The following is a 14,979-nucleotide window of genomic DNA, read 5'->3' on the forward strand; positions in this document are numbered from 1 at the left end:
CACGCTGAGACAATAAAAACAAAAATTGTCAAAAAAGGAGTTTGATACCATGCACAACCCAGGACGTATGAGCAGGGGACGATTATGGCTGTTAGCCATCGTCGTTTTACTGCAAGCCTCCCTCGCCCGAAGTTATGAACACATCATCCGTCTCGAAGCCTCCGATGACCTGCAATATCAACTGCAGAACGCCTTCATAGGCGCCAAGCCTGACACACTGATTGAGCTTCCGGCAGGTACCTTCAAATTTGACGATGAAGTGGTACTGGACGTCTCTCACGTCACCGTACGTGGTCAGGGGATGGACAAGACCGTCCTCAGTTTCAAGGACCAACCGGCCGGCGCCCAGGGGATGCTGGTTCTGGCTGACGCCTTTACCATTGAAGACCTGGCCATTGAAGACACCGCGGGCGATGGCCTGCGGATGGAAGGCGCCAACGGTATCACTGTTCGCCGTGTCCGGGTTGAATGGACCAACGGACCGGATGAAGAAAACGGCGCCTATGGTCTTTATCCCGTACTCAGCCAGAATGTGCTGATTGAAGACAGCGTGGTGAAAGGCGCATCCGACGCCGGTATCTACGTTGGCCAGTCCCGTAACATCATCGTGCGTCGCAATGTCGCTGAATACAACGTCGCAGGTATCGAAATTGAAAACAGCCTGTATGCTGACGTTTATCAGAACGTGGCCAGGCATAATACCGGCGGCATCCTGATTTTTGACCTGCCGGGACTCTCCCAGGCTGGCGCTTACAGCCGGGTCTACGATAACGACATCTACGAAAACAATACGGGTAACTTTGCCCCTGCCGGCAATATTGTTGGCAGTGTACCGGCGGGCACCGGTGTGATGGTCATGGCGACTGATCACGTTGAAATATTCAATAACCGGATCACCAATAACCGTACGACAGGTGTCATCATTACCAGTTACGTGGCGATCTCCGTGATCAACAACCTGCCGATACCGGACGGTTATGATCCCTTCCCGGAATTTATCAATATCCATGACAACCGGATCAACCGTCCCAAGGTGCCTTATTACGACGGCAGTGACGTAAACCTGCTGATCAACATCCTGCACATGAACAGCTTCAAAGTCGTGGGTGATGCCATTATTGATGGTTTGTTTGCCACCAGCCGTGAAACGGCCGGTATCTGCTACCGGAAAAACTACCGGGACAAACTGAAAATCATTCCGTCTGATTTCAGTAACATGCAGTTGGCTAACAACAATAACTGGTATAACGATGCGCTTGGTATCCCGGGAGGCCCGGTCGACAAAAACCAAAAGCCATTTAACTGCCGACAGCCGGCACTGGCTGAAGTGACCCTGCAACCCTGGCCGCCAGTACCGGCACCGGGTGAGGATGGTTACACGGAAGAGGAAATTGCTGCACTTTGCTCCGCTACAGGAACAGGGGTTAACTGGGCAGCCGCAGTCGTTGATTGTCCGAACCTGTCTGACTACCGACTGTTTGCAGACGCCAGCGATCCCACAGCCAACAGCAACGGTGGTTTCCCCTACGATCTGACAACCCCCCTGTTCTCGGATTACGCTACCAAGTATCGTTTTATCTTCCTGCCGCCCGGTACCCAGGCACAATATGCCGAGACCGGTCCGTTGACCTTCCCGTTGGGTACGATTATCACCAAAACCTTCGCCATTCCGGCCAACGCCGCACAGCCCGGTGTTAACGAGAATGTGATCGAAACCCGTCTGCTGATTCGTCGTGAAGACGGCTGGGAACGTCTGCCTTATATCTGGGAAAAAGACATGAGTAACGCCTACCTTGCCCTGGGCGGTGGTCGTGAAATGGTTACGTTCGTGGACATGGAAGGTGAAACCGTCACTACGTCGTACGGTGTGCCGAATGCCAACCAATGCTCCAGTTGTCATGGCAACAAGGGGCAGGATCTGCCTGTTGGCCCCAAAGCCACGTTGTTGAACAAAGCCTATACCTATGCTGAACAACTGGGACTTGATGGCAGTATGAACCAGCTGGATGCGATGGCTTCACTGGGTCTGCTGGCAGGTTCACCGGGCTCGGCAGCGGCACCGAAGACACCGGTGTGGAATGATCCCACCACCGGCAGCCTGGAAGCACGGGCCAAGGCTTACCTGGATGTGAACTGTGCCCACTGCCACGGAGGCGGCGGACGCGCCTTCGGTACCGGCCTGCTGCTGAACGAGTTCCTGCCCGTGGATCGCACCTATGGTCTGTGCAAAAGTCCGGTGGCTGCAGGGCGTGGCTCCGGCGGCCTGAGCTACGATATCGCACCGGGTGATCCCGATAATTCCATCCTGGTTTACCGGATGGCCTCTAACGATCCGGCAATCCGTATGCCGGAACTGGGTCGAAGCACCGTCCACAAGGAAGGTCTGGCGCTGGTGCGCGAGTGGGTCAGCAGTCTGGATGGCGCCTGCGAGGCACCACAGCCCCAGGCGATGCTGACCGGCAACCTGTAAGCCTTTTCACCTACCCTTCACACGACAGTGACAATACACATGGTTTGTCACTGTCATCATGCCTGTTTTGTTCGGTCATTACCTAGTGCGCTGGAACCATCGTCTTTGCTAAGTTGTAGACACTTGGGAATAACTGTGACCAAGAGGTAAAGTACTGATTATGACCCTGCAGACGGACAAACAACGTCGTATAGAAGCTGTGAAAGCGGCCTGCATGGTTATATCCGGACTTTTCTTTACCATCGCTATCTGTGGCTTTTTCTTTTTTAGCCAGATCAGGCTGATGGTCTAAAACAACGACTGCCGGCCTGATCTGAAGCGCCGGCATGCTGAACTCCCACCAGAATTCTCTCACCCGGCCTCCAGACAGTCCGCCAGTCCCGAAAGGGGGTGTACTGTGAAACGCAATGATCTGCTCGCTATCTGCCTGGCGATATTCTCCATGTTCCTTGGAGCAGGCAATATTATTTTCCCACCGATCGTCGGCCAGCAGGCGGGCGAGTTTATCCTGCAGGGCGGATTGGGCTTCATGGCAGGCGATATCGGCCTGACCCTGTTGACGCTGGTCGGTGTTGCCATGGCTGGCGGCCCTGACAAAATAACCCGTGATCTGCCAGGCTGGGCCAGCAAGGCGTTCTGGATAGCCCTTTTCGCGGTTATGGGACCGGCCTTTGTCGTGCCCAGAAGTGCCCACGTTGCCTACGAGATCGGACTGCTGCCTTTTATTGATAACCCGGGCTCATTGACGCTAAACCTGTACGTTGTCGTATTCCTTGCCATCGCTGGCTGGTTTGCGATTAACCCCAGTCGTTTGATTGTCTCTGTTGGCAAGCAGATGGCGCCTCTGCTGCTGTTGATGTTAACCGTCATTGCCGTTGCCACTCTCTGGCAGCCCCAGGGCGGCATTGAAGCGGCGACCGGCGCTTATGCCAGCAACGCATTCTCGGAAGGGATGGTTCAGGGTTATCTGACCATGGATGCCTTAGGGCCACTTTGTCTGGGCTGGATGATTGCGCAACTGCTGAGAAATCATGGCGTGCGCAGTGATCGGGATATTGTTCGCTATAGCGCCATGGTAGGCCTGTTCGCGGCGCTTGGCATGGCGCTGGTCTACAGCGCGCTGTTATACCTTGGCGCCACCAGCCATGGCGTTGCACCGGAAGCGACGAATGGCGCCCATATCCTGACCGCTTACATTACCGCACTGTTCGGCACATCCGGTACGCTGATCATGGGTATTATCATTACCCTGGCCTGTCTGACCACCGCTATCGGTACGCCCAGCGCCTGCGCCGAATACTTCCATACTATTGGCCCACGCTTCAGCTATCGCCAGTACATCATTGGTATCTACCTGGTTGCCGCCCTGGTCGCCACCCTTGGACTGGAGCAACTGATTGCTGTTTCCATTCCGGTTATGGTGATCATCTATCCGCTGGCGATTACCCTGACTATCGTCGGGATGTTACGCCGTTGGCTCAAGAATCCCGTGCTGGTTACACGTCTGGTTGCTACTACCACGCTGGTGTTCGCAGCCCTGGACGGGTGGCAGGCATCCGGCTTAATGCCGACCATGCTCAATACCTGGCTGACCGATAACCTGCCATTGTTTGCCCAGCACATGACCTGGCTGGTTGCTGCAGGTATCGCTTTGATTGCCAGCGTACTTTACGGACGCATGAAAGCACCCCAAAGCAATAGCAGCATCGCGGCAGAGATCTGATCTGCTGAATCACATGATAAGCCGGGGAAAGTGACTCCTCGGCTTTCAAGCATCAACCAATAGCGCTTCACAATAACGTCTAAACGATAAATGACGTTTAAACGACAAACTGATCAGCACCTTTCAACCGGCATTATCTGGCCCAGGATCGCTTCACTGCACACTGCGAAATAGGCGCTAAACTAGCTATTTTATTTTTTGGTCTCTGTGCCATGGGCACCATTGCAAGTCATCCCGTTCGTGCCGGTTACGCACGCCGGGCGCTTGAGTACCTGCTGTCAGGCAGCGGCATACAGTTTGATGGCACGAATCCCTGGGATATTCACGTCCATGACCCCCGCTTTTATTCCCGCGTTCTCAGGCAACGGTCTCTGGGACTGGGAGAATCCTACATGGATAGCTGGTGGGACTGCGATCAACTGGATGCCCTGTTCCACAAGATGCTGCTGCATCGCACCAACCGGCTGTCACATCGCAAACTTGGCTTTATTCTCGACTCGCTGAAAACTCGCCTGTTTAATTTCCAAAGCCGTCGTCGTGCATTTGATGTCGGCGAACAGCATTACAACCTGGGCAACGACCTGTTCTCTGTCATGCTTGATCCCAGCATGAGTTACAGCTGTGGTTACTGGAAAACCGCTACGACGCTCGCAGAAGCCCAGCAAGCCAAACTCCGGCTTATCTGTGAAAAGCTGCAACTCGCGCCTGGCATGACCCTTCTGGATATTGGCTGTGGGTGGGGCGGGCTTGCCGAATTTGCCGCCACCCATTACGGGGTAGAAGTCACAGGTATCACTATCTCCGATGAACAGATGACACTGGCCTGTAAGCGAACAAGACATCTGCCGGTCAGCATCATTCTGAAGGATTACCGGGAAATGGACGGCCAGTTTGATCGCGCGGTTTCGGTGGGCATGTTTGAGCATGTGGGTGAAAAAAACTACCGGTTATACATGGAGACCGTTCACCGGCTATTGAAATCTGGTGGTTATTTTCTGCTCCACACCATTGGCAACAACACCACGACCCACGGTCGTGATCCGTGGATTCACAAATATATCTTTCCTAACGGCGAAATCCCCTCACCAATACAACTGACCCGCAGCATTGAGCCATTGTTTGTTCTGGAGGACTGGCAAAACTTTGGCCCCGACTACGACCGGACGCTTCTGGCCTGGCATGAGAATTTCAAACATCACTGGCCTGAACTGAAGCCTGCCTACAACCAACGTTTTTACCGGATGTGGACCTATTACCTGCTGTGCTTTGCTGGTGCTTTCCGTGCCAGGGAATTGCAGTTATGGCAGCTGGTTCTGTCCCACGGAAAACGGCCCAATCGTTACGACGCCGCCCGCTAGTAAACACTGCCCGTTGTTCAAAAATACTGTCACGATCTGCAACTGCCGTGCAGAATAAACACTGCGGTTGCCCTGCATCACGGTGTTTGTCCGTCGTATCGTGATAATAGGGATATTTCCAGTACAACAATCAGAATCCTTCACCATGCAACGCCTGTACACCCATGGCCGGGAGATCGTCATTGATACGGTCAAGGTCAGCCTGACGCTGTTCCGTATCATGATTCCGGCGCTTATTGTCGTCAAACTGCTGGAATCAGTGGGCTTTATCGAGATGCTTGCGATATGGATAAGCCCCCTGATGCAACTCATGGGTTTACCGGATGCCGCCGGACTGATCTGGGCCACCACCATGCTGGCCAATATTTACACTGGCATGGTCGTATTTTTCACCTTACCGGGAGACATTGGCTGGACACAGGCACAGGCCACCATTCTGGGTACACTGATGCTGTTGGCCCATAGCCTGCCGGTTGAACTCAGGATTGCCCAGAGAGCAGGCTGTCGTCTGCTGATACAACTGGTACTGCGCATTGGTGGCGCCATTGTACTCGCAATACTGTTAAACCAGATTTACCGTTACGGTGGCTGGTTAGAACAACCGGTTACCCGTATCTGGCAACCCGATGTCGTCGATAACAGCCTCAGCACCTGGGCGCTCACGCAACTGGAAAGCTGCTTCTGGATCACCGTGACCATCATGGTTTTGCTGACACTACTGAAAATTCTCCGCGCAATCGGAATTGAGCAGGCCATCAGTTATCTCCTACAACCGGTTCTAAAGGTGTTGGGCATCAGTCCCAAGGCAACCACCATTACCATTATCGGCATTACACTCGGCCTATCCTACGGCGGCGGCCTGTTAATTCGTGAAGCAGAAAGCGGGGAAGTGGATGCTGCGGATATCTTTGCGGCAGTCAGCCTCCTTGGGCTTTGCCATAGCCTGATTGAAGATACGCTGCTGATTATTCTGATGGGGGCTGACCTTTCCGGCATTCTCTGGGCAAGGTTGTTCTTTGCCGTCATTGTTGTGGCCATCCTTGCCCGCTATCAGCAAAAGCGCAGCAAGGGGTTCAGTCAACGCTTTCTGGTGAACCCGCCCAAAGCAGGTTTCTAACGTGTCCATTGGCAGGTTCAATGAACCTGTCATAGGCTGACATAGTCTTTTATCAAGGTATTGGCAATGGCAGTTAAGCAGTATAGCCGCCTTCTCCTTGGTCTCCTGGCAGTGCTTATAACCATGCAGGTCATGGCAGCACCAGCCGAGACTCCCACCAACGGCATCATGAACCTGGCCCCTCCCAGTGTACGGATGATCAGAGACTCCATGGAGCGGGTTCAGAAAGACCCTAACCGTTCGGAAGAGAGCCGGACACAGCTCACAGAGTTATACCAGCAAACCCTGCAATATCTCCAGGAAAGTGAAGAGAACAGTGCAGCACTCGCGTCGCTTCAAAAACGCTTGCTGCAGGCGCCTGCTGAACTCAGCAAGCTGAAGCAGCAACAGAAAGCACTGAAAACACCCACAGACGCTGAATTACAGGATGACTACAGCCGCCTGTCTCTGACAGCACTTGAACGACAACTGCAGACTGGTCAGGATCAACAGCGAACGCTGCAACAACAATTAAGCCAGCTCAATGAACAGATCACCAATGAGCAGGCGCGCCCCGATACCTCACAAACCCAGATCGATGCCATTGGTACACAACTGGTATTAATGTCCGATGAACTGGCAACACTGCTGAATAATCAGGATCAGCAACCCTTTCCCAAAACACGACAGCAGATGTTATTGGCCAAACAGGCAGCACTGCAAAGCAAAAGCCAGTTACTGCGCCAGGAGATACTGGCCAGCAGTACCATGCTCGACCTGATCACTCACCGTCGTGACCTGGTACGTAAACAACTGCAGATTCTCAATAACCAGATTGCGCTGATGCAATCTGAAGTCAACCGCAAGCGCCGCCTGGTCACTGAAGAAACCATCGCCCATATCAGCAAAGTGACCGGACAGGACAATCCACTGCTGGCAGAGCAGTTACGGCTGAATGCAGGGCTTGGACAGGAACTCCTGCAACTGAATGATCAGCAGTCCGAGCTTCAACAGGAAGATAATCGCATCAAGGACCTGCAACGGCGGATGCAGGATCTGCAACAGACGATCGAACAACAAACTGCCGTTCTGGAGAACAATCCACTGTTGGGCAAGATTCTCAGGGAACAGCAACAGACGTTGCCCAAGCTGCGACTGTACGACGATATCGATGCCACCATCAGTGATATACGTCTTAAGCAGTTCAGTTACGGCGAGCAGAGACAGCGACTCAGCGATCCGCAGGCCGTCATTACCGCGCTCTTTCTGGAACATCAGATTCCAGCCGATCAACAGGCCAGCCTGCGCAGGGCTATCGCTGATCAACTCCAGACCCGGCGGGATCTGCTGGATCGAATCCAGCGGGAACTGGGCACCCTGCTTTCCATCGCCATAGACCTGAAGCTGAACCAGAAGCAGCTCCAGCAGAGCAGCCTGAAACTGGTCAAGTCACTGGACGACCAGTTGTTCTGGATTCCAACCAATCCCCCACTGGATACGGATTGGCTACAAACCATACCCGCCGATATCCATGAACAGATTATGGCGTTGAATACTGGCAATATTCTCCCGGCGCTCTTCCAGGGCACCCACAAGCGTATCCCACAAACCATCATCGTCCTGGCGATAGTGATGGTTCTGGTGATCCGACGGAATACCATTCAACAGGCACTGACCGGTTTATCCGGCAAAGTCGGTGATGTTCGCCATGACAGCATCTGGGTCACGCCACAGGCCCTGTTTCTTGATGCGCTGCAGAGCGCAATCCCGCCGCTATTGATCGCGCTGTGTGGCTACCTGATCAGCCGGGCTGGCGGAACTTACGACAGTCTTCGTGAAATGGGAAAACTGCTTCAGATTACCGGTGGATTCTGGTGGGTGATGGCCTTTGCCACACGTCTGCACCTGCCGGGTGGGATTGCAGAAACCCACTTCCGCTTGCCTGCCGCATTTAACCAAAAACTCTACCAGGTGCTGAACCTGACCCGCTGGGTCATGGCGCCACTGATCCTGCTGGTTCCCATGCGGGAAATAAATGATGTGATCAGCCAGCTGCTGACCATGCTTGGCTGTGGATCACTTGGCATTCTGTTATACCGGTTATATCAGCAGGTGCCCAGCCTGTTTGGTTTCCGCTTTCTGGATAGTCTTATCTGGCTGTTTTTGATTGCCACCCCGCTGGGACTGATCATTCTGATTTTGACAGGGTACTATTACACGACACTTGTCATACTCGGACATCTTGTCATCAGTCTGTTTGTGATCGGCGTCTGGGCGCTGCTACGGGCGGTGATCAAACGCGGCATTTATGTCGCCAGTCGTCGTCTGGCCTTCAGTCGTGCGTTAAGTCGACGTGAAGCCATGCGGGAAGACCGCGAGGTAGAGATTCCTAACCTGGATCTCGAAACGATCAACCGGCAGACCATCCGACTGCTCAATGCCTTCATGATTGCCCTGCTGGTATTGCTGCTCTACTGGGTCTGGCAGGACATGATCACTATTTTTTCTCGCATTGATGCCATTACCATTACCACCACCGGTACCAAAAGCGACACCTGGCAGTTAGGCGATATCATGACGGCATTGCTGCTGGTACTGGTGACCATGGTGCTGTCGCGAAACCTGCCGGGTTTGCTTGAAATTGCCGTACTGTCTCGCCTGCAGTTATCCCAGGGCTCAGGATACGCGATCAGTACGCTTCTCAGTTACTCAATTACGGCTATCGGTGTTCTCAGTGTTCTGTCCACGTTAGGCGTCAGCTGGGACAAGCTGCAGTGGCTGGTTGCGGCTGTCGGTGTCGGGTTGGGATTTGGCCTGCAGGAAATTTTTGCCAACTTTATATCCGGCATCATTATCCTGTTCGAACGACCGATTCGTATTGGCGACACGGTCACCATTGGTTCACTCAGCGGTACCGTGTCACGCATCCGGATTCGGGCGACTACGATTACGGACTGGGATAACAAAGAGATTGTCATCCCCAACAAAGTATTCATTACCGACCAGCTCATTAACTGGACGCTCAGTGATCCGGAAACCCGCGTCGTTATCATGGTAGGCGTCGCCTATGGTTCCGATCTTGCCAAAACCCGCGAGCTGTTACTGCAGGCGGCCCATGAAGAACCCCGGGTATTGAAAGAGCCGGCGCCCTCTGTCTTTTTCCTGAGCTTTGGCGACAGTACGCTGAATCATGAGTTGCGCGTCCACGTAAAAGAGATGGGAGATCGCCTGATCACACTGAATGACCTGAATACCCGCATCGATACCCTGTTCCGCGAACACAATATCGAGATCGCGTTCCCGCAACGGGATATCCATATTCGCACCACCAATACACCACCGTTCCATCAGGAAAAAGTGGTCAGACCACATAAACGTCCACAAACGACGGGCAAATCGGCAGATGACGATCCGGGGCTGGATATTGGTTTCAGCGATGATGCAGAAACAACATAGTGACGGGTACAACAAGCCGCTTCTCTAACAGAAGCGGCCGTTAAACAGGACAGGGGTGGAATCGGTTGAAATCAGGGTTGAGCAACCGGCTTCAGGTGTTGTCTGACTTCCGGGTTATCGCCTTTCCAGATCACGCTATCGATGAAGTAATGGTGCACATTGATGAACAGCGTGAAGAGAACATAGAAAAGACGCGCCCCGGTTGACTGCGTATCATAACTGATACGTTCATCCAGTACCGTTGGCAACCACTCAAAAAAGAGTGCGCCAAACAGCAGGGCCAGCCCCCACCAGCGGGCCTGCTCGAGCCAATAACGTTTTCTCTCTTCGCCAATATCACGTTCAATTTTGTTATGCATATACACACTGCAGAACAACAGGTACTGGAGGGAATGGAAAAAAGGAATGATATACGCGTATTTAGGATTATAAAAAACAGGAGCCAGCCAGAGGTAAGCCGTCATGAATCCCATTATGGCTACATGGTTAGGTAACTTTTCCTTTAACCACACCCGTCGCAGTATCAAACCGCAGCACATCACAAAGCTGATAATCGCCATCCAGATACTCAGCTTGCCAATCCAGCCCGGGATGCTGAGGTAGCTGAATTTAACCCCCCAAAATTGACTCTGTGGCGTCTCTGGCAAAAAAAACAAAAAGTCACTCTCATTTGCACGGAAGAGCTGCAGATAGGAACAAGCCCAAAGCAGATAAAGTGCTGTCTTGAATACTAGAATTTCTGTTTTCTTATAATAGGCGCCACTGTTCGATGAGGTCAGAATAAAACAACCGAAACACTGTTTGACGTAATGCCACCCTACGAAGAAGAACATCGCATGCACAAAAATACGAACAAAAAATCCATCCTGTGTCATGGCTGCCGTTAGTGACAACAACATCAAAATGGCGGGAACCACAACCCCGACCAGAAAGAAGCGTTTATCGGTCATTATCCTGTTGCGATGATAACGATAAAAAATCTGGTAACTGATCATGAAGTGCGGGAAATTGACAAAAAAGGCGAGATACCACATTACGTACCAGAGATCGAAGCTCTCATAAAAACCCATAAAGGCTAGCGTTGTTAAATAAATAAACAGCGCCAATCCCCCCACTAACAGGAAATCAATGACTGGCCCGTAGAAATAACCTGATGCAGGCGTCGCTGTTGCTTTCATGACATATCCCTGTCAATCACTGATTATCGTGTTCCGTCACTTTATTGCCGGATAAAGGCACACAATCCAGTATAGACAGGCATTATTATTCTTTCCGAAAGTCGCGCGGCTGTGCCTGTGGTTTGCTTTCTTCCCGTTCGATCAAACAACGAATAACAGAGTCTCGCGTTTTGACCTGACAGGCAGGCTATTCATTCCACAGACCGGTACCGTTGAGTTTTTCGGGTTTCATGTGTGGCAGCAGAGCCGCAGTGTCCCTGGCGTCAGATAGCGCCCGATGGATGGGTGATGTTCGCTGGATACCAAGGATTTTGGCGGCCCTGCTCAGGCCGACCTGTTTTTTGAGTCCCAGTCGGCTTTCGACAAAAACCTGCTTGAGATTGATACAGCCAGCCAATGGTTGCCGCAAACCATGATAATTGCAGTCATATTGCCACATATCCCAATCTGACTGCCCCCAAAAAGCGATAACCTTCGCTCTCCCATCAAGCCAGTTCATAAATGACTGACCTGCCTCACCAAATAAAGGCGCCGCGTTTAAATCACCCTGGCCGATGCCGGTGATATTCGCGATAACAGGATTAATAGTGGGGAACCTGACAGGCTTTACGAGCGTCTCAAAGGCATCAATCACATGATAATCCTGATCAACGAGAACGGCGCCGATTTCAATGATTTCATACCGGTCTTCCAGTCGATTGAAACCATTTGCTTCGAAGTCAGCAACCAGCGCCAGTGGTGGGGTGTTGGGTTTTGTCATTTTAGGGATATCCTGATCGTGTGGTTTAACATCACAGTATCCCTATAAACGGATCTGGTTTCGAAATTATCAACATCGGACAGGGAAACCATGAATACTACGGCGAGGAAATGCATGCCAGGTTGTCTGGTATAAAAGATGGCTGCGCCATCAATGGCTATCGACAGCCAGGAAGCCCGCCGATAAGACGGGCTTTCCGGGTACTGTTATTCTTTCGGAGCAAGCAGCAAGACCATACCGTCACAACCATTCACCACAACAGTGGCTCCGGCGTCCAAATCGACATCACTACGCACTTTCCAGAGAGTATCACCGATCTGTACACGCCCCTGCCCATTATTAACCGGTTGTTCCAGAACAATGACACGCCCCACCAACTGGACTGCACGGTTATTCAGTTCCGGGTGATCAGTCTGTTCATTGTAACGCCGGAAAAACTTCCACCAGGCAACCGTCATAACCAGCGTACCGATACCGAACAGGATGAGTTGTATACCCCAATCCATTGACGGCATCATCCACAAGAGAAGCGCCAACAGCGCAGATGCAATACCTGCACCAATCAGGAAACCGGAAGCGCCCAGCGCCTCCAGTGCGAACAGCAGCATGCTCAGAATCAACCAGTGCCAGGGTTGTAATGAATCCAGCAAACCCACGTTACTCTCCTTGTCTCACTAACCGTTGCGGGTACCTGTAGACTGCAGAAGTTCCTTCACACCAGCCACAGAACCGATCACATCTGATGCTTCGAGAGGCATCATGATGACTTTACTGTTCCCGGAAGCAGCCATGTCTTTGAGCGCCTCTACGTATTTCTGGGCCACAAAGTAATTGATTGCCTGGATGTTGCCCTCAGCTATCGCCTTGGAAACAACACCTGTCGCCTGTGCCTCGGCCTCAGCCAATCGTTCTCTCGCCTCGGCTTCTCGCCTTGCCGCTTCCAACTCCCCCTCGGCCTTGAGAATCTGAGCCTGCTTTTCACCTTCTGCAACTTTTATGGCAGCTTCCCTGGCACCTTCCGCTTCCAGAATCTGCGCCCGTTTTTCCCGCTCAGCTTTCATCTGCCGGGCCATGGCATCGACCAGGTCCTGGGGAGGGGAAATATCACGGATCTCAATACGAGTCACCTTGATACCCCAGGGATCAGTCGCTTCATCCACCTTTTGCAGCAGGCTGGTGTTGATGCGGTCGCGGTTCGACAGCATGTCATCGAGTTCCATGGAGCCAAGCACCGCACGAATATTTGTCATCACCAGGTTTTGCATGGCGCGACTTAAATCATTGACTTCATAAGCTGACTTGACCGGATCGTGAATCTGGAAGAAGCACACTGCATCTGTCGTCACCTGGGCATTGTCACTGGAAATGACTTCCTGGGGAGGAATATCCAAGACCTGCTCCATCATGTTCTGCTTGCGACCGATCATATCAATAAACGGAATCAGCACATGAAGCCCTGGCCCCAAGGTGCGTGTGAATTTACCAAAGCGCTCTACGGTATAGTTATATCCTTGGGGGACCATATAAACCCCCTTGAAAATAAATACGCCAACTACCGCCACAAAGACGATAGAAAAAAGATTCTCTAACCCCATCTTTCCTGCCCTCCTCATCCTATAACCTGGTTATCATTTTTGTATTGGGTTGAGATTTTCTCAAAAAGTTCCCGAGCCCTGCATACAAACCATGATCAGAGAAATATTATCAGACTATTCTTGCTAAAAAACAGACATATTCGAATTTAATATCACTATCCAAAGCTGGGCACGCATACAGGGAAGTTTTCACAACAAACAGAAAAATATTTATTCAAACCACATATCACATTCTCCCGCATTATAAATGCCACACATAATCAAAAAAGAAAATGCAAACCGTTAAATCATTTCCAAACTCATACCTGCTGAGAAACATAAAAATATGGAGCATCATGTATGCTCCATATTTTTACAGCGATCCGCGATTAATCATTCAAATATCATCAATTTCACCAACAGTATGAATACCAAGAACATCTCGGAGATAATGTGCGTACCACTCTAATCCGTTGCGGCTGTATGGACTGATCACACCTTTGGCAGCCGCATTGGCTTGCGCATAGGCTGTGCGATAACTAATGCCCAGATACCTCATTTGATAGGCAGCAATCACTTCCCCTGTCCTGTCATGGCCGCCTCGACAATGCACCAGAACCATTTGAGGCCGGTCACCTGCAGTACTGACAATCTGCCCCAGGTTATCTTCCAAGCTTCCGATTTCACCGAAAGAGGGTATTTGCTCAAGCCAGTCCTGCAGCATTTCCGGATACATCGAAGGACTGAATAATGCGCCATAAATAGGATGGTGTATCATTCGTCCTTTATCAGGATTGTGTTTGAAGTAATTCTGTTCAATTTTAATGGTTTCAGCATCTGTAAACCAATTCAACAGCGATACATCCACCAGTTCAAACTTCTCAGGAAGAGGTTTCCCATAACGCCCCTCATAAGCACTTTGCATAGCCTGAACCAGATGATCGTAAGCAAATACGCCATCTTTTACGGGAACATTACTTCGAAACAAACAGTTACCGGAAACATCATTACAATAGACCAGTTTAAGCCTCTCCTCTTTAAACGGCGTTCCTTTCTCCCGCTTAAGGATGTCTAACCATCCGCGGTCATAGGGTAAATTATTAACCTCAGTACTGACAAAAGGACTTTTCTGTTCATCATGAGCATACGTCTGCAAAGGAAATAATGAAATAGCCACTAAAAATGCAGAAGAACGCAGGATAACATTTCTGAAAATAGACACCGTTTCAATCCTGTAATAACTACGAGTTTCTACCTCACCTCATGTTAGCATGTCTTAAAAAAAACGTTGAAAAATCCAACACCCCAACAACAAAAAACAAGTTTAGAAATTAAGTCAATTATTTTCATTACCGAAAGAAATA

At 51.2% G+C, this 14,979-nt stretch carries 11 protein-coding genes; 5 read left to right on the top strand and 6 right to left on the bottom strand.

Annotated elements, in window-relative coordinates:
• Positions 1–49 precede the first annotated feature (49 nt).
• On the top strand, positions 50–2,470 hold the full coding sequence (locus AC27K1_RS17885; RefSeq protein WP_487152159.1) for a parallel beta-helix domain-containing protein: 2,421 nt from the start codon (positions 50–52) through the stop codon (positions 2,468–2,470).
• An 82-nt stretch (positions 2,471–2,552) separates the two neighbouring features.
• On the opposite strand, the gene AC27K1_RS17890 is transcribed toward AC27K1_RS17885, so the two are convergent.
• Positions 2,553–2,798 (bottom strand): hypothetical protein, encoded by a 246-nt coding sequence (locus AC27K1_RS17890; protein ID WP_487152160.1) that lies wholly within the window; start codon positions 2,796–2,798, stop codon positions 2,553–2,555.
• 69 nt (positions 2,799–2,867) lie between these two features.
• Between AC27K1_RS17890 and brnQ the strand changes: the two genes are divergently transcribed.
• The 4 genes from brnQ to mscK all read left to right on the top strand — a co-directional run bounded on the left by brnQ (position 2,868) and on the right by mscK (position 10,103).
• On the top strand, positions 2,868–4,193 hold the full coding sequence (brnQ, locus tag AC27K1_RS17895; protein ID WP_487152161.1) for a branched-chain amino acid transport system II carrier protein: 1,326 nt from the start codon (positions 2,868–2,870) through the stop codon (positions 4,191–4,193).
• A gap of 212 nt (positions 4,194–4,405) precedes the next feature.
• Positions 4,406–5,551, top strand: a complete 1,146-nt coding sequence (gene cfa / locus AC27K1_RS17900; RefSeq protein WP_487152162.1) for a cyclopropane fatty acyl phospholipid synthase — start codon at positions 4,406–4,408, stop codon at positions 5,549–5,551.
• A 145-nt stretch (positions 5,552–5,696) separates the two neighbouring features.
• Positions 5,697–6,668 carry a hypothetical protein gene (locus tag AC27K1_RS17905; protein ID WP_487152163.1) on the top strand — a complete coding sequence of 324 codons (972 nt, stop codon included), beginning with the start codon at positions 5,697–5,699 and terminating at the stop codon, positions 6,666–6,668.
• Between the two features lie 66 nt (positions 6,669–6,734).
• Positions 6,735–10,103 (top strand): mechanosensitive channel MscK, encoded by a 3,369-nt coding sequence (gene mscK / locus AC27K1_RS17910; protein ID WP_487152164.1) that lies wholly within the window; start codon positions 6,735–6,737, stop codon positions 10,101–10,103.
• Between the two features lie 71 nt (positions 10,104–10,174).
• Here mscK and AC27K1_RS17915 read toward each other — a convergent pair whose 3' ends face one another.
• The 5 genes from AC27K1_RS17915 to AC27K1_RS17935 all read right to left on the bottom strand — a co-directional run bounded on the left by AC27K1_RS17915 (position 10,175) and on the right by AC27K1_RS17935 (position 14,837).
• The gene (locus AC27K1_RS17915) at positions 10,175–11,281 is read right to left on the bottom strand and encodes a hypothetical protein (protein WP_487152165.1); all 1,107 of its coding nucleotides are present in this window, start codon (positions 11,279–11,281) and stop codon (positions 10,175–10,177) included.
• Positions 11,282–11,468: 187 nt separating this feature from the next.
• Entirely contained in the window at positions 11,469–12,041 is a 573-nt protein-coding gene (locus AC27K1_RS17920; RefSeq protein WP_487152166.1) for a 3'-5' exonuclease, read from the bottom strand.
• 206 nt (positions 12,042–12,247) lie between these two features.
• Positions 12,248–12,697 (bottom strand): NfeD family protein, encoded by a 450-nt coding sequence (locus AC27K1_RS17925; protein WP_487152167.1) that lies wholly within the window; start codon positions 12,695–12,697, stop codon positions 12,248–12,250.
• Positions 12,698–12,715: 18 nt separating this feature from the next.
• Positions 12,716–13,636 (bottom strand): SPFH domain-containing protein, encoded by a 921-nt coding sequence (locus AC27K1_RS17930; RefSeq protein ID WP_487152168.1) that lies wholly within the window; start codon positions 13,634–13,636, stop codon positions 12,716–12,718.
• A 376-nt stretch (positions 13,637–14,012) separates the two neighbouring features.
• Positions 14,013–14,837, bottom strand: a complete 825-nt coding sequence (locus AC27K1_RS17935; protein ID WP_487152169.1) for a tyrosine-protein phosphatase — start codon at positions 14,835–14,837, stop codon at positions 14,013–14,015.
• Positions 14,838–14,979 lie beyond the last annotated feature (142 nt).

It is taken from the genome of Kistimonas ophiarachnellae, from assembly GCF_057552235.1.